The sequence below is a fragment of the Pseudoalteromonas sp. SCSIO 43088 genome (assembly GCF_023650795.1).
Lineage (GTDB): Bacteria > Pseudomonadota > Gammaproteobacteria > Enterobacterales > Alteromonadaceae > Pseudoalteromonas > Pseudoalteromonas shioyasakiensis.
The window spans coordinates 368,154-388,044 of sequence record NZ_CP072675.1 but is presented as its reverse complement, the minus strand read 5'-3'; the positions used below and the strand labels follow the sequence as shown (position 1 = coordinate 388,044).

Genomic DNA, 19,891 nt, shown 5'->3' with positions numbered 1-19,891 from the left:
GTTACTCCTTACTGAGCAAAACTAGGATCAAGACGATAAGCTTTACGCAACATGGCTGGCCAAGCTAACTGGCCACCGGTGCTGCCGCTATGCACGACATTCGCTTGATTATAAATATTATCGATAATAGGTTGTGGTACTGGAATTGCCGTTTGACCACTGGCTTGAATAGCCAATTGAATTTCACAGGCACGCTGCAAATCATAAAATCGCATAAAGGCATCTCCCACTGTTGGGCCAACAGTTAAGCCACCGTGGTTAACCAATAGCATGTGATTAGTAGTGCCTAAATCATCTTGCAAGCGCTTTTTCTCATCACTGTTTACCGCTAACCCTTCGTAGCCATGATAAGACAATGATGGCAATGAGAACATTGAGTATTGGCTAAGTGGTAACAGGCCTTTTTCTTGCGTTGCAACGGCGATGGTTTCTTTTGTGTGTAAATGAATAACACAGTGAGCGTCATCACGAACTTCATGAATAGCGCTGTGAATAGTGAAACCAGCCGGATTAATTTTAAATGGCGTGTCATCAAGAATATTGCCAGCTAAATCGACCTTCACAAGATTAGATGCCGTCACTTCATCAAAACTAAGACCAAATGCATTAACTAAATAGTGATCTGTGCCCGGTAAACGTGCCGATAGGTGGGTATAAATTAAATCCCCCCATCGAAAGTGCTCAACTAAACGATAACATGCAGCTAAATCAACACGAAGCTGCCATTCTTGTTCAGATACTTTATTTTTTAAATCGAGTTTTGGTAAGTCAAACATGGAAAACCTTGTATATGTGACACTGCACAAATAGATGTATAGAAGTCTAAATTACTATTAATAGATGATCAATAGATGATACAAAAAGGCCACATCAATTGATGTGGCCTTTTCACGCTAAAATGGTGTTTATTTTACTTGTGATAAGTAATCAGCAATTGCAGCCATTTCTTCTTCAGATACGTTTGCAACCATTGCTTTCATCGCAGCAGCCATACCGTTGCTACGCGCACCTGACTTAATGTCTTTCATTTGTGCTAGTAAGTACTCTTTATTTTGACCATTTAATTTAGGGTACTGAGGCATGATAGGCGCTTTACCTTCTGCACCGTGGCAAGTTTGGCAAAGCTTAGCTGTGTATAGTGTTGCACCATCCGCAGCCATAGTGTTGAAAGATAGGCTTGCAGCCATTGCAATGCCAGCCCCACATAAAATTTTCGTGATCTTGCTCATTTGTATCTTCTCTTTTTTGACGGGTTATTAAACATTTTCTTTAGTGTAGACCATGATTTAACAATATTGCACCCGAAAATTGTAACGGCAATAGAAACAGTCACTACCAAATTAAATCATCAGGTACTTCAAAATCAGCATACGGATCATCTTCATCCTTTTGCTTATCTTCAGGCTCAACATGGAACACTATGTAGTCTTCGCTGACTTCAGCGACTTTTCGTGCTGGTTCGTCTTCCAGTACAAAAAATTGGCCTTCTAAAACACAAATTGCTAAACGGCCACCAGCTAGGGCCTTTTGTGTTTTTTCGTTTACTTCGAGCTCTTTCACTTTATTTTGATAAGTGAAGTTAAATGTACGGTCACCACGAATTTCATCTTGATTGTGGTGCTCTAAAATCTGCTTAACACGCGCTACTTGCTCACGTTGCTTTTGCTCTTCTAAACGCGCTTTATTAAGCTCGTCGGCTTTTTTCTGCTGCTCAAGCTTAGTCTGCTCAATATGCTTTTGCAGATCGCTAGGATTACTCGTGGCGCCTTTCTTTTTCTTCTTTTGCTGTTTGCGCTTTTCAGATTTGGCTACTTTAGCTTTATGTGCCGTAGTAAGACCAGCTTTAAGTAATTGATCTTGTAATGAACCCATGACGAAATTCCAATTTATTAATGCGTATTAGGGTTATTTTAATCAGCTCTGCCAACAAATAACAGTACTGAGCCCACTTGATTAACAGCAATCGAGTATATTGATGTGAGATTAACACGCGATGAAATCATGACATATTGATTTAACGCAAGATTTATCATTTTAGTCGCCTTTGAACTTGTAAAAAAACCTGTACCCGATAAGCTAGGGCTTTTCCTCTTGGGAGCTAAAAATGCAGCTGCGACATTTGTTACTTTGCTCTGTGTTTATTTTCTTTGTTTTATACGCCCCACAACCCTTACTTGGATTATTTGCCAGTCATTTTTCTGTGTCACCTGCCACTGCTGGTAGCTTAATGACCGCAACTATGTTGCCACTAGCAATTGCTCCTTTAGTGTATGGCTTGTTTTTAGCTAAGCGAAACCCACTCACAATTCTAAAAATTGCCATGTTTGTGTTAGCAATCAGCTGTATCGCTTTTACTTTAGCACCAAGCTTTGAGTTGCTATTACTGGTTCGTTTTATACAAGGGATCACCCTACCTGCGGCTCTCACCGCTATGACCAGTTATATCGGTGTGACTTTTCAGGCTGACCAATTACAACGTAATATGACGCTTTACATTGGCAGTACCATTGTTGGTGGCTACTTCGGACGTATGCTCGCTGCCTTGTTCACCGACTTTTTGAGCTGGCAAAGTTTTTACTATGTGATAGCACTAGGGTTAGTACTGTTTGCGCTCGCCATTCCTAAATCAAGTAAAGGCGCGAGTATTCATGCTGCAAAGTCGCCACTGTTGTATCTAAAGCAATTAAAAGATCCGTTGGTATTAAAGCTCTACGGAGCGGTGTTTTGTATGTTCTTTTGTTTTGCAGCACTGTTAAATTATTTACCTTTCATTCTGCAAGACAGTTTTGCTATCACTAACACCCGAGACATCGGACTGGTTTACAGCGGTTATTTGCTTGGTGCACTAGCTTCTATAGCCACACCTTGGCTGTTACGAAAGTCATCAACACCTTGGCGTTTACTAACCTGGGTTTTTGTATTTTATAGCCTGACGATGGTGCTATTGATGAGCCAACAGTTATTACTTTTTGTTATTGCTTTTACTGGCTTTTGTGGCGCAATGTTTGTGATCCACTCAAGTGCCGCTCCACTGGTAAATAAAATCAGCAGTGCACCTGCAAGTGTCACCAATGGCGGTTATGTATCGTTTTATTATAGCGGTGGGGCATTAGGTTCGTTATTGCCTGGGCTGGTATATCAGCAACACGGCCAAGTTGCCTTTATGACCGTGCTACTTTTAGTCTGCTTAGTAGGTTTAAGCTTAGTTTATTTGGCAGGTAGAAATACGATACGCGGTTGATGCCCGGTACTTTCAAAAAACAGCTCTAAGTCACCTTTTTTCATCAGCCAAGTGGCGGTATTTTCAAAAGGGTGACAATGAAAAAGCTCGTTAAACCAAATTTCTTGGTCTAGCCAAAGAGTGACATTATTTTGCTTATCGTTTAACAGTGCCAACATAGAAACACAGCCCGGTGGCACTTTAAGATAACGCGCTAATCGCTCATCAGATGCAAACCCTAAACGCGATAACCCCTGCTGCTGAGCAATGGCTTTTAAGTCGAGTTGTTTGTCGTGAGCGGTGATCACTAAAAAGTGGCGCTTACCTTCGTTATCTCGTAAAAACAGGTTTTTTAAACGTGTGCCCGGTCTATCGAGCATAAACTTATCGGCATCTAAGCTGCCGTGTAATGGTGGATGCTCAATCACATCATAATTAATATCTAATTGAGCTAGCGTAGCAGCTAACTTGCTTTTATCTGCATACATTTACAAACAACGTCCTCGTAATTGCACACTTAAATCACGCCATAATACTTCGTCAATAACGTGTTTATCGTCGCAGTATTGTCGTTCTTTAAGCTCTTCATTTAATAATTCAACCGCTTGGTCTTCGAGCATAAGTTTTAAGTTGCTCGACTCTTCAAATACTTCTTGCTCGGCAAAATCTTTAAACTGCCGGCGTGTCATTGGCTTATCAAGATTAATCGGGCGTCTGCCCTGTGCTTTAACTGACACTACATAGGCAAAGATTTTATTGCCTTGCTGATCATTTTTTTCGTAAAACTGCTTATTATTGATTTCAAAAGGAGGCGCTTCTTGTTGGCTTGCGCAACCGGCAAGTAAAACAACCAAAAGCCATGCTATTTTTTTCATTATTGGATAAGCCTTGAACAGTGAATGCGCTTTAGTCTACCAAAAATAAAACAACAGAGTAAAAAATCGAACATTTTAAAAAAAATACTTGACCACAAATGCAAAAATATTTAAAGTTCACCCCGCTTGAGACGCAAGACTTAAGCATCCTGTATTTAGGAATGTGGGGCTATAGCTCAGCTGGGAGAGCGCCTGCCTTGCACGCAGGAGGTCAGCAGTTCGATCCTGCTTAGCTCCACCACTTTCCTACCTCTCTTTAGGCAATCTGCCAAATTTTTAATAAAAACCAATAAATTCTAAATTAAAGCGACTTTATTAGTCTTTCTACCGTCTTCGTTTTATTTTAAACACAAAAAAACCGAGCAAAGCTCGGCTTTTTAAGCAATTACTTTTTAGTGATTATTCACGAATTTGGCCTTCGCCATTCACTAAGTATTTTTCAGTTGTAAGCGACTCTAGACCCATTGGACCATAAGCATGTAGCTTAGTTGTCGCAATACCAATCTCAGCACCTAAACCTAACTGTGAACCATCAGAAAAACGCGATGACGCATTAACCATCACCACAGATGCATCCACACTGCGTTGGAATAACTCAGCTGCAGCTTGGTCTTTAGTACAAATCACTTCAGTGTGGTTTGAACCAAACTTAGCAATATGGTCAATGGCACCAGCAAAGTCAGGTACAACCTTGATTGCGATTTCTAAATCTAAATATTCTTCACCAAACTCGTCGTCAGCAAGTACTGTTGCATTATCAAAGTACTCAGCAGCTTTCGCATCTGCATTTACTTTTACGCCTTCTTGACGAAGAACAACTGCACACAGATTTAAAAACTCATCAGCGATATCTTGGTGAACCACTAAGCCTTCTAGGGCATTACACACACCAGTTCGCTGAGTTTTACCATTTAATAGTAAGTTGATTGCTACGTTTAAATCAGCGTCTTTATCAACATAAAGGTGGCATACACCTTTAAAGTGCTGAATCACTGGAATGGTACTGTTTTCTGTTACAAAATTAATTAAACCCTCACCACCACGCGGAATGATTAAATCAATTGTTTCACGCTGTTGCATCAGCTCCATGAGTAGACCACGGTCTGGATCTGGGATCACTGAAATCAACGCAGCTGGTAAACCATGCTTTTCAAGTACTTTATGCATTACACTTGCGATTGCTTGCGAGCTACGTAGTGCTTCTTTACCACCACGTAAAATAACACCATTACCCGATTTAAAGCATAACGCACCAGCATCAGCCGTCACATTTGGACGTGCTTCATAAATCATACATACAACACCCAATGGTACGCGCATCTTGCTGATCTTAATACCATTTGGACGCTCTGAAATTTCACGTAATTGACCTACAGGATCATCAAGGCTAACAATTACTTCGATACCTTCGGCCATTGCTTCAATACGCTCATCGTTAAGCGTTAAACGGTCAATCATCGATGCTGCAAGGTTGTTATCACGTGCTGCCGCTAAATCGCTTTCGTTTTCTTTGATGATAAAGGCTTTGCTTTCGCGTAGCGCCTCTGCCATCTCAGTTAACACTTGATTCTTAGTAGCAGTATCAAGTAAAGCTAACTGGGTTGCAGCTTTTGCAGCTTGACTCGAAATATCCGTAATTAAACTCATGACTTCTCCAATAATGCGATATCTTTCTCTGAAACAACTGGGCCGATTGAATCTTGCATTTTTTCGCTAAATTCACTTTGCTCGTTGTCAGCAATAAAATTCAATAAACAGCTACTGTAGTTCGCTGTTGCTTTTGCCAGGCGCGTACCATCATCACTACGAACTAATATGGTATCGCCTACGCCAAATTCTCCGTGTACTGCAACGATTTCATCGCTACGAATACAACCGTCTTCATCTGTTAATGATTCATCGAATGAACCTTCAACGACAACCTCACCTTGCTCATTAGCGGTGTGAGTCATCCAATGCACTGCTTCTTGCATTGGTTTTTCATATGGTGTGAAGATAGTACCTGGGTTGTCACCCGCAAGCAGTCGGTTAAATGTCTCTTCTTTAAAACCATTTAAAATAAAGGTTGTAATACCATGTGAAGTGGCTTTTTCAGCCGCTTCAATTTTCGTTTTCATACCACCTGTACCAACGGCACTAGTTGCACAACCGGCCATGGCGTAAATTGATTCATCGATGCTATCAATTTCAGGTAATAGAACTGCATCTTCATGCAAATTCGGGTTTTTGTCATATAGACCATCAACATCCGAAAAAATCATCAATGCATCGGCATCCGCAGCTGCGGCTACCATTGCCGACAAGTTATCATTGTCGCCAACTTTTAAATCGTCGGTTGTTACCGTGTCATTCTCATTAATGATAGGTAATACACCATGCTCAAGTAAGGTGAAAACGGTTTCACGGATACTTGTGTAACGCTCACGGTCACGTAGGTCACCATGAGTTAATAAAATCTGTGCTGATGGGAAATCAAAGAAGCGATCCCACATCGCCATCATTTCTGTCTGACCGGCAGCAGCCATTGCTTTTTTCATCGTCACTGAACGCTTTTCTTGTTCAGGGAATAAATGCGAACCAGCAGCTACCGAACCCGATGATACTAAAATTACTTCGATACCTTGCGCTCGACAGCGAACGATGAACTGTGCAATGGTCAGTAAATAACGTGAGCGACACCCGTCTTGTTCGGGTGCGATTAATGCGCTACCTACTTTTAGTACTATACGTCGCCAATTTAACTTTTGCATAACTGTTCAACTTTCCATTTTACTATCTGTTCAGTGCCAATTTGCCACTGATTAAAAGACTCGCGCTTAGCTTTACTAAACGCACTGACTATTATCACTTTGCCAAACTACTTATCTATGCACACGACTACGCCACGCAAGTACTGCGATTAGATATAGCACAACTTTTATTCAGTCAGTAGACCAAACGGTTATAAACCATAAGTTGATAAAAAAAGATAAGTGTTGTTTATGTATCGCTGTAAAAAGCTGTGTGCGGCTTTTATTAATAACAACATACATAGAGCCTATACAATCTGGTACACCAACAGATAGGGTGTAGATTGTATGACCGAGATTTAGCTACCACGATGGGAGCTAAACATTGACCAGATAATGAACTTATATTCTATTCAACACGTAATAAATATGTACTGAACAACTTAGAGCTCATTTCTATTTAATTAGAAAACAAAGTGTATAAAACACTAATAATGTCGCAAACAAGTATCTTTTCAGAAAGCTAAGCTATAAAGAGTGCCTTTAAAGCTAATAACTATTTAGATATCAAATTGTTTGAACACGAACTATAATACGGGAAATCAGGGGCAAAGATCAAGTGCAAAAAGTAGTCATAACTTTTATACTTACCATAAACATAGAAAATATACATTTATTAACAGTACCTTAGGCGCGCATTTTTATTGTGTAATAATTTTTAACGAGCCTAGCAGGGTTTAATTTCATAAACACACCCAAAAAGTATTAATAACGACTAAAATCGTATTTGAAGCAACGAGTTTGCTTGTATCCATGACGGTGAGTAGGCTTTAATAGGCAAGCATTATTTTAATAATGTCAGCAACTAATGACGCGATTATCTAAGGCGTTGGCATTTTAAATTGTAGTAACTAAAGGATAATTCATTCTATGTCAGCAATTTTTATAGCAGGGATCGCCTTGTGCTCAGTATTGGCACAATGGATAGCTTGGGCGTTTCGTGTACCGGCTATTTTATTTTTACTACTAACAGGTTTAATTCTCGGGCCTTTTAGTGGCGTATTAGAACCAGATGCATTGTTGGGAGATTTATTATTCCCAGTGGTTTCTTTAAGTGTGGCCGTGATTTTATTCGAAGGTTCACTCACTCTGCACTTTCGAGAACTTAAAGGGATTGGCAAGGTAGTTCGTAACCTTTGCTCAATCGGAATGATCACAACATGCTTGGTGATAAGTCTAAGTGCCTATTGGATTCTTGAACTTAATTGGCGTGTTGCCGCTGTACTTGGTGCGGTACTTGTTGTAACAGGCCCTACGGTTATTGCACCGTTATTAAACTCTATGAGACCAAACCAAGACATAGACCGCATTTTACGCTGGGAAGGCATAGTAATAGACCCTATTGGAGCCTTATTTGCTGTATTGGTTTTTGAAGCTGTCATGCTGGTAGGCCAAGGCGAGGTACTAAGTCATACCATTATCGCGTTATTTAAAACTCTCGGTGTAGGTTTAACCATTGGTGTGGTTGCAGGCTGGCTTACAACGCTGCTTATTCGTAGGGAATGGCTGCCGTTTGAGTTACACAAGTTTGGTATTCTTGCCTTAGTACTCATCAGTTTTACGGTTTCAAACCACCTAAGCCATGAATCTGGCCTACTCGCTGTTACCGTGTTTGGTATTTGGCTTGCCAACCAAGACGAACTTGAAATTGACTCTGTACTTGAGTTTAAAGAAGACCTTTCAATGATCTTGATTTCATCGTTATTCATCTTACTTGCAGCCCGCCTACAGCTATCAGATTTAATGATGTTACATAGCGATGTGTTTATTTTCTTAGCCATCGTGTTATTCGTAGCCCGTCCTGCGTGTATCGCAATATCGACTTTTAAAACCGATTTACCACTTAAGTCTCGCTTAGTTCTGGCTTGGATTGCGCCAAGGGGTATTGTTGCAGCGGCGGTAGGCTCTGTATTCGCGTTAAGTATGGTGGAAGCTGGCATTGCCGATGCTGAGAAAATTGTGCCACTTATCTTCACGGTGATCATCGTGACTGTGGTACTGCAAAGCTTAACGGCAACGCCATTAGCAAAGTTATTAAAAGTACGTCAGCCAGCGCCAAATACCATTTTGATTATTGGTGCAAACCATGTGGCCCGTGCCATTGCTTGCGGCTTAAAAGATCAAAACATTCCGGTGCACTTATCTGATCCTGCATGGGAGAACTGCAAAATGGCACGCATGGATGGCTTACCTTGTTACTATGGTAATCCGCAGTCAGAGCATGCTGAGCGTTATTTACCGTTAACGACGATTCGTAGCGTACTCGCGCTTTCGCCTAACCGTCACCACAACGCATTAGGCGTGCAGTATTTCTCGCATTTACTTGACGAAAAAGATGTGTTTTCACTGCGTTCTTCAACAAACCACGCTAAAGCAAATAAAGACAGTGCGACCTTCTTATCGCGACAAATTCTGTTTGGCGACAATGGCGCTTATGCGCGCTTAAGTAGCTTAATTGCCAAAGGCGGCAAGGTAAGTGCAACACGTATTTCTGAAGAGTTTAGTTGGGAGCAATACAAAGACGTTAATAGCGAAGCTATCCCGCTGTTTATTTTAAATGGTGAGAAAACTGATGATGACGATTCACCTATTAAAATTCGCCCGTTCACTACAAATATGGAAAAAACACCGCAAGTAGGTGAGCGTATTGTGGCACTACAGCCACCTAAGTTGTCGGTACTAAAAGACCCGAACAACGGCAAACCAAAAGAAACTAAAGAAGAGAAATAAAAAAAGGCCAGCATTAGCTGGCCTTTTTATTTGCATGTATTTTTATTTGCTTACATAGGTAAACGGGCGCGTGCAACGACGCTGTCTGGCATTTTTTCGGCAAGCTTAGCGAGTAAATTTTCGACTTTCTTGTGAGTTGCTTTATCGGCAACCATTGAATGAAATAACCAACGGTAGGCATCTTCATAATCGCGCGGGCTGCCATAACCTTGATTAAACAGGTTAACCAGTCGCATTTGTGCCTTTAAGTTGCCTTGGGCTGATGCTTCTCGTAAATAGGTTACCGCCATCGCTTTATCTTGCTGCACTAACTGGCCTACATCGTAGTAGCGACCAAGTTGCTCTAATGCCGCGCCTAGCCCTTGTTGAGCAGCCTGACGCATGTAATAGACCCCTAACTCTACATTACGGTCTACACACACAGCATAAGCTAGCATATCGCCATACAAGAACTGATACGATGGCAGTGCCATTTTATTGGCTCGCGCTTCGATATCTTGCACTAACTGGCAATCATCTGCCTTTACACGTGCTAGGTGTGCATTTTTATTGATCAAGCCAATTAACTCGCTCTCTGTGTACAGAGGCACAGCTGTTATAGGCTCTTCAGCCATGCTTAGGCTTGAGAAGAGTAATGTTAAAGGCAATAAAACACGCATCAAAATCACTTAAATAAAGTCAGTCTTAGCAAATAATATACAATTATCATTCCAGAGTGAATTTCGGGCACAAAAAAAGCTGCCGAGGCAGCTTCTTTTTTCAGTCACTATGACGATTATGCAAACGGGCTGCGTAATACCATAGTTTCTACACGGTCTGGGCCAGTAGAGATGATATCAACTGGAACGCCAGTGATTTCTTCAATACGTTTGATGTAATCAAGTGCCGCTTGCGGTAATTGATCAACTGACGTAGCACCTACTGTGTTTTCTGACCAGCCTGGCATCTCTTCGTATACTGGTGTTACTTTCTCGTAACCTTCAGCTGCTAATGGTGTAACGTTCGTTACTGTGCCATCTTCTAACTGGTAACCAGTACAGATTTTTAATGTTTCTAAACCGTCTAAAACGTCTAGTTTAGTTAAACAGAAACCTGAGATGCTGTTGATTTGCACTGCGCGGCGCATTGCCACTGCATCTAACCAACCTGTACGGCGTAAACGACCTGTCGTTGCACCGAACTCATGACCTTTGTCACCTAAGTGCTTACCAACTGGATCTTGTTTATCAAGACCGTCGTAAAGCTCTGTAGGGAATGGACCAGAACCTACACGTGTAGTGTAAGCTTTAATAATACCTAGCACGTAATCAAGGTGTAATGGACCAAAACCAGCACCTGTTGCTACACCACCAGCTGTTGTGTTTGATGATGTTACGTACGGGTAAGTACCGTGGTCGATATCAAGTAATGTACCTTGCGCACCTTCAAATAAGATGTTGTCGCCCGCTAAACGCGTTTGATCAAGAAGCTCAGTAACATCAACAACCATTGCTTTTAAGATATCTGCGATAGCCATTGCATCGTCAAATGTCTTTTGGAAGTCAACTGGTTCAGCTTTGTAGTAATGCTCTAATGTGAAGTTATGGTATTCCAATACTTCTTTAAGCTTGCTAGCAAACTGTTCAGGGTTGAATAAGTCACCTACACGTAAACCACGACGTGCTACTTTATCTTCATAAGCTGGACCGATACCACGACCTGTAGTACCAATTGGCTTATCGCCACGTGCTTTTTCACGGGCTAAATCTAATGCAATGTGGAAAGGTAAAATTAATGGACATGCTTCGCTGATTAATAAGCGCTCACGTACTGGTACGCCACGCTCTTCTAGCATGCCGATTTCTTTCATTAATGCTTCTGGTGATAAAACAACACCGTTACCGATCACACACTTAACATTGTCACGTAATACACCCGATGGAATAAGGTGTAAAACCGTCTTTTCACCGTTGATTACCAGAGTATGGCCTGCGTTATGACCACCTTGATAACGAACTACTAAAGATGCTTTGTCTGTAAGGAGGTCAACTACCTTACCCTTACCTTCGTCACCCCATTGGGTGCCTAGTACAACAACGTTTTTACCCATTGCAAATTCACTTAGAAAAAATTAGGACGAGATTTTATCAGAAAACGAGGTGAAAGATCACCCCGTTTAGCTTATTTTTTCTGCGCATGAATTTTTACCTTCTTAATTACTTAAACAACTACATGCAGAACAGGGGTTTATAAAATAGTTAAGGATAAAAATTAATCACACGCAAAAACAAAAAAGCCCTACATAAAGCAGGGCTTTTTATCACACAAATATTAATTACTGTGCTTTTGTACCTTTCATATAATTAAAGAAGTCGCTATCAGGTGAAATCACCATCACGTCTTGCTTATTTTTAAAGGTGTTTTTGTAAGCTTCTAGGCTACGCACAAAACCGAAGAACTCAGCGTCTTTGTTATAAGCGTTAGCATAGATAGCGGCTGCATCGGCATCACCTTGACCACGAACAGTACGCGCATTACGCTCAGCGTCTGCAAGCATTACTGTTACACGGCGGTCGACTTCTGCACGAATTGTTTCAGCTTTCTCTTGACCTTCAGAACGGTGCTCTTTTGCAACCGCAGTACGCTCAGCACGCATACGTTGGAAGATTGAACTACTCACTTCTTGTGGTAAGTTAATTTGCTTAACGCGTACATCAAGCACTTCAATACCTAGCTCTTGTGCACTTTCAGAGGCTTGAACTAATGCTTCTTCCATCAACTCACTACGCTCACCAGAAACGATCTCTCTGATAGTACGAGAACCGAAATTAGTACGTAGACCGTTGTTCACCTTTTGCTTAAGTAGTGTTTCAGCGTATTGCTTATCACCACGGGCACGCAGGTAGAATGCACTAAAGTCATTAATTCGCCACTTAACATAAGAATCAACGATTAAGTCTTTTTTCTCACTTGTTACGAAACGGTCAGGTGCACCATCTAGCGTTTGAATACGTGCATCTAAACGACGTACTTGGCTAAAGAAAGGCACTTTTAAGTGTAAGCCTGGACCATACACTACAGCCTTATCATCACTGTCTTTTTCAACTTTGCTGAATAACAGTACGATTGCCTTCTCGCCTTCTTGCACAACAAAAATCGCTGAGAAAGACAGCACAACTGCAAGGGCAAGTATTACTAAACTAAAATTTTTCATCTTGCTTATCTCCCCTCATTAAAACGGTCAGTTGCGAAACGGTCATTGCTTGAATTTACCGTGCTGTTACGCGACGTGTTTATTTTATTGCGAAGGTCTTTAATATCACTTGAGCTTGGTAATGCAACACGTGTTGCTGTACCTTGCTTTTCCATGATTTTATCAAGCGGTAAATACATCATGTTATTACCACCTTCAACATCAACTAACACTTTAGAGCTGTTACCTAGCACTTCTTCCATCGCATCGATGTAAAGACGCTTACGAGTTACCTCTTTAGCAGCTTGGTACTCAGGTAATAGCTTCTCAAAACGCGCTACCTCACCTTGTGCTTCTAATGTAATACGTTCACGGTACGCTTCTGCTTCTTGCGTCATACGAGTAACTTGACCACGGGCACGAGGTTCAATTTCACGAGCATAGGCTTCTGCTTCACGGATGAAACGCTCTTCATCTTCTTGTGCAGCAATAGCGTCATCAAACGCGTCTTTTACTTCACCCGGCGGACGTGAATCTTTAAAGTTCACATCGCTTACAATAATACCTAGATTGTATGGCTCGATGATTTTGTTAAGTTCATCCCACGTTTGTTGACGCACTAACTCACGGCCTGTCGTTAGTACTTGGTCCATTTTTACGTGGCCAATTACATAACGTAATGCACTATCAAGTGCTTGTTGTAAGCTGTGGTCGGCATCAGTAACACTGAACTTGTAAAGATGTGGGTCGATAACACGGTACTGTACTTCAAACTCTACATTTACCACGTTTTCGTCTTCGGTAAGCATAAAACCTTTAGCAGATAACGAGCGTACCGCTTCGATATCAACAGGGATCACGCGTTCAATGAAGGTCATTTTCCAACGTAAGCCAGGTTCAGCAATGCGATCGTATTGCCCAAATTGTAAAACAATACCGCGCTCAGCTTCTTTTACCGTGTAAATACCACTTAATGCCCATACAATGATGGCAATAATAAGGATGAAAGAAATGCCTGCGCCACCAAGTCCACCGCCGTTTTTACCTGGCTTATTACCACCAAATAAACCGCCAAACTTGTTGCCGAACTTACGCATTACCTCGTCTAAATCAGGTGGGCCTTGATCTTTTCCGCCTTTATTATTCCACGGATCTTTATCATTGCCATTATTACCCGGTTCATTCCAGGCCATAGCTATACTCCATTGTTATCTAAATGAATTAGGTTAAATCTATCAAATCTACAGCATTTCTCATACTAAAAAAGACAAATGCTGGTGATTTTTAATCAGTCACTACGAAAGAGTCTAGGTCTTGTCCCATCTCTTTTTTCAAGCGATTCCATTCTGCCATTGGCAAGCGTACCGATAATAACCAGTTTCCTTGCTCATCAAAACACTCTTGATGAACTGCATTTAAGTTGAATAATGCTGCGCGAATACGACCATGTTGTGGTGGTAATTTTAGCTCATCAGCAAACATCTTTTTGGCAAGTAACTCATTAATTGCCTCACTTAGCAGTTCACAACCAACGCCTGTGCGCGCCGACAACCAGACTCGTACTGGCTGACCTTCGTCGTTTCTATCTATACGTGGCGCAACGTCATCTAGCGCATCAATTTTGTTATAAACCAATAATTGCGGCACTTCATCTGCTTCGATTTCTTTTAAAACAGACTGTACTTGCTCAATATTTTCTTTTCGACGAGGGTCTGCCACATCGATAACATGTAGCTGTAAATCAGCTTCACGGGTTTCTGTTAAGGTTGCTTTAAATGCTGCAACAAGGTCGTGTGGTAAGTGACGAATAAAACCTACCGTATCAGCTAAAATAATTGGACCTATATCGCCGATATCCAACTTACGTAAGGTTGGATCTAGGGTTGCGAATAACTGATCAGCAGCATACACATCTGAGTCTGTAATACGGTTAAATAACGTTGATTTACCCGCATTGGTGTAACCTACCAGTGACACAGTTGGGATTTCATTTCGCGTACGCGCACGTCGTCCCTGCTCACGTTGAACAGCCACTTTATCTAAACGGGCACGAATGTTTTTAATTCTTGCGCGCAGTAATCGTCTATCGGTTTCGAGCTGGGTTTCACCTGGGCCACGTAAACCTATCCCGCCTTTTTGTCTTTCAAGGTGGGTCCAACCACGGATCAAGCGAGTAGAAATGTGGCGTAACTGAGCTAACTCAACCTGAAGCTTACCTTCGTGAGTACGCGCTCGCTGCGCAAAAATATCTAAGATCAAACTCGTACGATCAAGAACGCGGCACTGGCAAACGCTTTCTAAATTACGTTCCTGTGACGGGCTAAGTTGATGGTTGAAAATGATGACATCTGCATTGTGGATTTTGACAGTTTCAGCGATTTCTTCTGCTTTTCCGGTCCCGACGAAAAGTTTCGGATGTGGTGCTTGACGACTGCCTTGCACAATCGCCAAACTACTAACACCAGCAGAAGATACCAACAACTCTAATTCGTGAAGATCTTCGCGATCCCCCTCTTTAGGTAAGTCGATATGAACTAAAACTGCCTGTTCGCCGGCTTCATAACGGTCAAACAAGCATTACGCTCCTAAGTTTAAAAATTTCCAGATTCTTGCTCTTCTGAATCATCACTTCCTTGAACGCCTTGGAAGTTAACAGAACGCGCTGGAACAACAGTTGAAATAGCGTGTTTATACACCATTTGATTTACGGTGTTTTCAAGTAAAATAACAAATTGGTCAAATGACTGGATTTTACCCTGCAATTTAATGCCATTAACCAAAAAGATTGATACTGGAATGCGCTCACGACGTAACGCATTTAAAAATGGGTCTTGTAACGACTGGCCTTTTGCCATGTTATTTTCCTTCGTTCTAGGTGTTATTATAATTAAGTAGCTGAACTAATTTAACAAAGCTAAAAAACTTCCAGCTACTACTAGCTTAGCGAACTTACTACACGTTGCAAGTTTTCTTCATCACCCGTGGTCAACCAAGTTACTTCAGGCCAACCTCTTAACCAAGTGAGTTGTCGCTTGGCTAACTGCCGTGTGGCTGCAATACCACGAAAGACCATTTCATCATAGTCAATTTCGCCAGCAATGTAATCCCACATTTGTCTATAACCCACACAACGAATCGAAGGCAGGTCTGGGTGTAAATCCTTACGTTTATATAGGGATGAAACTTCATTTTCAAACCCCTGATCGAGCATTATTTTAAACCTTTTCTCAATTCGCTGATGTAATTCACTGCGATCATCAGGTGCAATGGCAAATTGATGGAAAGTATAAGGAAGCTCAGGCTGCTTTTGTTTTTGCAGCTCAGTCATTGTTTTACCTGTTATACGATACACTTCTAATGCACGATTAATTCTTTGCGAATCATTTTCGCTCATTTTTTTTGCTGCATCAGGATCGATTTTCACAAGTTCTTTATGCAAATGTGGCCAGCCAAACTGCTTTGCTTCCTTTTCGAGTTCAGCACGTACTTCTGGTGATGCCTCTGGTAGCGGTGATAAGCCATCAATAAGCGACTTAAAATACATCATTGTACCGCCAACCAATACAGGTACTTTACCTTGCTGATGAAATAGATCAATCTTTTCAATTGCATCACGGCGAAAATCTGCCACTGAATAACTATCTGCTGGGTCGATAATATCAATTAAGTGATGTGGCGCACGAGCAAGCTCTTCGGCATTTGGCTTTGCGGTGCCGATGTCCATATCTTTATAGACTAATGCTGAATCAACACTGATTATTTCTGTGTTTAAATGCTCACACAGCGAAATTGCTAAATCTGTTTTCCCTGCAGCGGTTGGTCCCATTAAAAAAATGACGGGTAAGTTATTCAAGCCTAAATACCTTGCTTAGTTTAAAAACTGAGATAGTTCTATTTTAACTGCTTTTTGACGTAAACGTTGCATAGTTTGTGGATTATTTTCTAACCGAGCCACTTGCTCCAAAAAGGCTTGGCTTGCGTAATAGCGTGCTGGGATTTGCTGAGCTAACCAAGCTAACCATTCATCGAGTGAACTTGGTGAGGCTTTACAGCCAGCAATAAGTCGCTCAATAGCATCACTTACATCAAGTAAATAGACACAAGGCGGAAGCTTTTTCACCATCACAAACTGTTTTTCAATGACTAAATCAAAACCAAGTAAGGTAAACCACGACTGCTGAGCATTTAACGCACTAATATCATCAGCACTTGCATTTACTCGCACAGGTAACAACAAGGCTTTGCCATCAAGGCTACCTGCTTGCTCTACGTGCGCTTGCCAGTCGAGTGCTAATGCATGCTTAAAGTGCGCAGCAAAGAGTTGGTTGTCTTCACTAAATACGCACTCGCCTTCTCGTACATGAATAAGCTTGGCAAGTTTTGCTTGCTCTACAACCGGTGCTGTAACACTTGGTTCAGGGCGTACTTGGTCAAAATGCGCAGCATGTTGCTCGCTGATCCCTTGATAAAATGCATTGACATCTTGGTGCGATGTTTTACTGCGACCTTGGCTGTCACTACTAAAACTACCGCCAGAGCGCCCTGCTCCTGTTGCCCCAGAATAACTCGCTGAACGTGTCGGCTGTAATTCAGATTTAGGGTAATCATACTGCTCTGTTGGCGCTGATTGAGTAAAACTTGGCTGTGTGCTGCTTGAGTGCGCCTCATCAAACGGAGCATGCTGAAAAGCAGTGTCATTATGCTCTGTAAAACCAGCTTCGTGCTGAAGCGGCACCACCACTTGTTTTATTGCCTGCAGGATAAAGTCATGCACTAAACGGCCTTGATGAAAACGCACTTCATGTTTTGCTGGGTGCACGTTTACATCGACCTGACGTGGGTCAATATCAATATAAATGACAAAACCGGGTAGCTCTTCTGAACCTGCAACTTCTTCAAAGGCTTGACGGATTGCATGCAAAATAAGTTTATCGCGCATCATGCGATTATTCACATAGGTATATTGCGTGCTATTCGTTGAGCCCACGGGTAATACCCAACCTCGCAGCATCAAACCGGCCTCACCTGATTGAATATGCAGCCCCTGCTCACTAAACGCTTTACCAGCAACTTGAGCGACACGCGCTATTGCTTGCTCAGGGTTTGGTTTAGCACGGTATTGACGCACAACTTTGCCATTATGAGTCAGGGTGATAGAGACATCAAAACGACTCAGCGCAATACGCTTTATGAGCTCATCAATATGTGAAAACTCGGTTTTCTCGGTGCGAAGGAATTTACGGCGCGCAGGGGTGTTAAAGAATAAGTCTTTCACCTCAATGGTGGTGCCATCAGGGTGTGCGGTTGGCTTAATCTGCACCGCCATATCGCGACCTTCAGCAAACGCTTGCCATGCAGCCTCTTGCTGCTTTGGCTTTGAGCTTAAGGTTAACCGCGACACTGAACTAATTGATGCTAACGCTTCACCACGAAAGCCAAGTGAACAGATGTTCTCTAGGTCATCGAGTGACTTAAGCTTACTCGTAGCATGGCGCGACAAGGCTAATGTTAGCTCATCTTTATTAATGCCAGAGCCATTATCGCGAATGCGAATAAGCTTATGACCGCCACGCTCAATATCTATTTGAATGCGCGTTGCGCCAGCATCTAAACTGTTTTCTACCAGCTCTTTAACAACGGATGCTGGGCGTTCAACCACTTCACCCGCAGCAATTTGGTTAGCCAATCGCGCGGGTAGTATTTCTATACTCATAGTGTTCCTAACACGAAAATTGACTAGCTTTGAGGAATATCAAGCTCTTGACCAATAAATAAGGTATTTGATTTTAAGTTGTTGGCCGTTTTTAGCTTACTCACAGAGGTGTTATATCTGCTTGCTAAAATACTTAACGACTCACCAGGGCGAACTTTGTGTTTAGTCGGAAACTGCGACTTTAACTTAGCGAAAAGCGAGTCATCTGGCGGGTTTTGCATATAGTAATTTTTAATCGAGGTGAAAATTGCTTTAGCTAAGCGCTCCTGATGCTGCGCCGTTTTTAGCATTCGCTCTTCGCGTGGATTCGAGATAAACCCTGTTTCAACCAAAATAGAGGGAATATCAGGTGACTTTAATACTGCAAGGCTCGCCGCTTGTGGGCGTTTCTTATGCATTTTAGCCACTTTTCGTAATTCGCTGACCACTTCTTCCGCGACACTAAAGCCTGTTTTCATAGAGTGATCCATCGACATATCTAGCAGTGCTTGCGCTAAATATTTTTCGCTTGCGGTATCTTTTAATACCCCAGCTGCACCACCTAAAAGCTCCGAGTGTTTTTCTTTATCCTCAATCCATTTACCGATTTCTGAATTTGCACGGCGCAGTGATAACACCCACACAGAAGCACCGTTTGGCTGCGGGCTGGTAAATGCATCCGCATGGATCGACACAAAGAAGTCAGCTTTTTTCTTACGGGCAATGCTAGTACGGGTGTTTAAATTTACAAAGTAGTCACTGCGGCGCACCATGCGCGAAATCATGCCTTTTTCAGCATCAATCATTCGCTCTAAGCGCTTCGCTATTTGAAGCGTAATGTCTTTTTCATAAGTGCCTGACGGACCAATTGAACCTGGGTCTTCACCACCATGACCTGCGTCAATGGCAATAACAATATCGCGCTCTTGATTGAGTTCGCGTTTTTTCACACTGGTATTGGTTACAGCAACAGGCTCTGCCTTCGGTGTTTTATCAACAAGGTCAACCACTAAACGATGCTTGTATGGATCGGTAGGCAGTAAAGCAAATACCACTGGTTTGCTGGCACGGGCTAGCTCAAAAACAAAGCGCACACTTTTGCTGTCTTTAGGTTTTGAGTAACGCAGTTTTGAAACAATCTGATGCTTTTTAGGAATAGCAGGCAAGCTATCTAGTTTGTCGGTGTCTTTTAAATCAATGACTAAACGAGCTGGATTTTTCAGCATGAAATAGCTGAAATCAGGTTTATCGTTTAAATCAAAGACCACACGAGTGCTGTCAGGTGAAGGCCACACACGTACGCTATTAATAGTATTTTGTGCAAGCGCAATTTGGCTCACAACCAATAACATCAAAGTAGTTAATAGTTTAAACGTACAACGACCCATTTTTACTAATACACCTTTATTTTTA

The 19,891-nt window shown here is 41.9% G+C and carries 18 protein-coding genes and 1 tRNA gene; 3 read left to right on the top strand and 16 right to left on the bottom strand.

All coding sequences use genetic code 11. From position 1 onward, the window contains the following. Nucleotides 1-8 precede the first annotated feature (8 nt). From J8Z28_RS01890 to J8Z28_RS01880, 3 genes are all read right to left on the bottom strand, one after another. Nucleotides 9-776, bottom strand: coding sequence for a class II aldolase/adducin family protein (locus J8Z28_RS01890; RefSeq protein WP_054552449.1), 768 nt, complete (start codon nt 774-776; stop codon nt 9-11). Nucleotides 777-905: 129 nt separating this feature from the next. Continuing rightward, nucleotides 906-1,229, bottom strand: coding sequence for a c-type cytochrome (locus J8Z28_RS01885; protein WP_054552448.1), 324 nt, complete (start codon nt 1,227-1,229; stop codon nt 906-908). A gap of 103 nt (nt 1,230-1,332) precedes the next feature. Next, nucleotides 1,333-1,872 carry a DUF2058 domain-containing protein gene (locus J8Z28_RS01880; RefSeq protein ID WP_054563501.1) on the bottom strand — a complete coding sequence of 180 codons (540 nt, stop codon included), beginning with the start codon at nt 1,870-1,872 and terminating at the stop codon, nt 1,333-1,335. A 232-nt stretch (nt 1,873-2,104) separates the two neighbouring features. Between J8Z28_RS01880 and J8Z28_RS01875 the strand changes: the two genes are divergently transcribed. Then, nucleotides 2,105-3,241, top strand: a complete 1,137-nt coding sequence (locus J8Z28_RS01875) for an MFS transporter (RefSeq protein ID WP_062566635.1) — start codon at nt 2,105-2,107, stop codon at nt 3,239-3,241. Here J8Z28_RS01875 and J8Z28_RS01870 read toward each other — a convergent pair. Then, nucleotides 3,208-3,708, bottom strand: a complete 501-nt coding sequence (locus tag J8Z28_RS01870; protein WP_062566636.1) for a prolyl-tRNA synthetase associated domain-containing protein — start codon at nt 3,706-3,708, stop codon at nt 3,208-3,210. The two genes, J8Z28_RS01875 and J8Z28_RS01870, sit on opposite strands and share 34 nt — an antisense overlap. Beyond that, entirely contained in the window at nt 3,709-4,095 is a 387-nt protein-coding gene (locus J8Z28_RS01865; protein WP_250659785.1) for a putative periplasmic lipoprotein, read from the bottom strand. A 165-nt stretch (nt 4,096-4,260) separates the two neighbouring features. On the opposite strand from J8Z28_RS01865, the gene J8Z28_RS01860 reads away from it, so the two are divergent. Continuing rightward, nucleotides 4,261-4,336: transfer RNA gene (locus J8Z28_RS01860), tRNA-Ala, on the top strand. Nucleotides 4,337-4,494: 158 nt separating this feature from the next. On the opposite strand, the gene J8Z28_RS01855 is transcribed toward J8Z28_RS01860, so the two are convergent. Next, nucleotides 4,495-5,742, bottom strand: a complete 1,248-nt coding sequence (locus tag J8Z28_RS01855) for a glutamate-5-semialdehyde dehydrogenase (RefSeq protein ID WP_058583963.1) — start codon at nt 5,740-5,742, stop codon at nt 4,495-4,497. Beyond that, complete coding sequence (gene proB, locus J8Z28_RS01850) at nt 5,739-6,845, bottom strand: glutamate 5-kinase (protein WP_175079156.1); 1,107 nt, start codon at nt 6,843-6,845, stop codon at nt 5,739-5,741. Before proB ends, J8Z28_RS01855 begins: the two co-directional genes overlap by 4 nt. Before the next feature lie 909 nt (nt 6,846-7,754). On the opposite strand from proB, the gene J8Z28_RS01845 reads away from it, so the two are divergent. Continuing rightward, nucleotides 7,755-9,614 carry a cation:proton antiporter gene (locus tag J8Z28_RS01845; protein WP_250659784.1) on the top strand — a complete coding sequence of 620 codons (1,860 nt, stop codon included), beginning with the start codon at nt 7,755-7,757 and terminating at the stop codon, nt 9,612-9,614. A 50-nt stretch (nt 9,615-9,664) separates the two neighbouring features. Here the strand turns inward: J8Z28_RS01845 and J8Z28_RS01840 are convergent, their stop codons facing one another. From J8Z28_RS01840 to J8Z28_RS01800, 9 genes are all read right to left on the bottom strand, one after another. Continuing rightward, a complete protein-coding gene (locus J8Z28_RS01840; RefSeq protein ID WP_054563494.1) occupies nt 9,665-10,273 on the bottom strand; it encodes a tetratricopeptide repeat protein in 609 nt (202 codons plus the stop codon). A gap of 116 nt (nt 10,274-10,389) precedes the next feature. Continuing rightward, complete coding sequence (locus tag J8Z28_RS01835; RefSeq protein ID WP_054552439.1) at nt 10,390-11,703, bottom strand: adenylosuccinate synthase; 1,314 nt, start codon at nt 11,701-11,703, stop codon at nt 10,390-10,392. A gap of 225 nt (nt 11,704-11,928) precedes the next feature. Further along, a complete protein-coding gene (hflC, locus tag J8Z28_RS01830; RefSeq protein WP_062566639.1) occupies nt 11,929-12,807 on the bottom strand; it encodes a protease modulator HflC in 879 nt (292 codons plus the stop codon). A gap of 5 nt (nt 12,808-12,812) precedes the next feature. After that, nucleotides 12,813-13,979, bottom strand: coding sequence for an FtsH protease activity modulator HflK (hflK, locus tag J8Z28_RS01825; protein ID WP_054563492.1), 1,167 nt, complete (start codon nt 13,977-13,979; stop codon nt 12,813-12,815). A gap of 91 nt (nt 13,980-14,070) precedes the next feature. Further along, a complete protein-coding gene (gene hflX, locus J8Z28_RS01820) occupies nt 14,071-15,360 on the bottom strand; it encodes a ribosome rescue GTPase HflX (protein WP_054563491.1) in 1,290 nt (429 codons plus the stop codon). Between the two features lie 17 nt (nt 15,361-15,377). Further along, nucleotides 15,378-15,641, bottom strand: coding sequence for an RNA chaperone Hfq (gene hfq / locus J8Z28_RS01815; RefSeq protein WP_054552435.1), 264 nt, complete (start codon nt 15,639-15,641; stop codon nt 15,378-15,380). An 80-nt stretch (nt 15,642-15,721) separates the two neighbouring features. Then, a complete protein-coding gene (gene miaA, locus J8Z28_RS01810) occupies nt 15,722-16,639 on the bottom strand; it encodes a tRNA (adenosine(37)-N6)-dimethylallyltransferase MiaA (protein WP_082710980.1) in 918 nt (305 codons plus the stop codon). 15 nt (nt 16,640-16,654) lie between these two features. Continuing rightward, nucleotides 16,655-18,499, bottom strand: a complete 1,845-nt coding sequence (gene mutL, locus J8Z28_RS01805; RefSeq protein ID WP_062566641.1) for a DNA mismatch repair endonuclease MutL — start codon at nt 18,497-18,499, stop codon at nt 16,655-16,657. 23 nt (nt 18,500-18,522) lie between these two features. Continuing rightward, nucleotides 18,523-19,830: an N-acetylmuramoyl-L-alanine amidase gene (locus J8Z28_RS01800; protein ID WP_244269414.1), complete on the bottom strand. Its 1,308-nt coding sequence runs from the start codon at nt 19,828-19,830 to the stop codon at nt 18,523-18,525. Between the last annotated feature and the right edge of the window lie 61 nt (nt 19,831-19,891).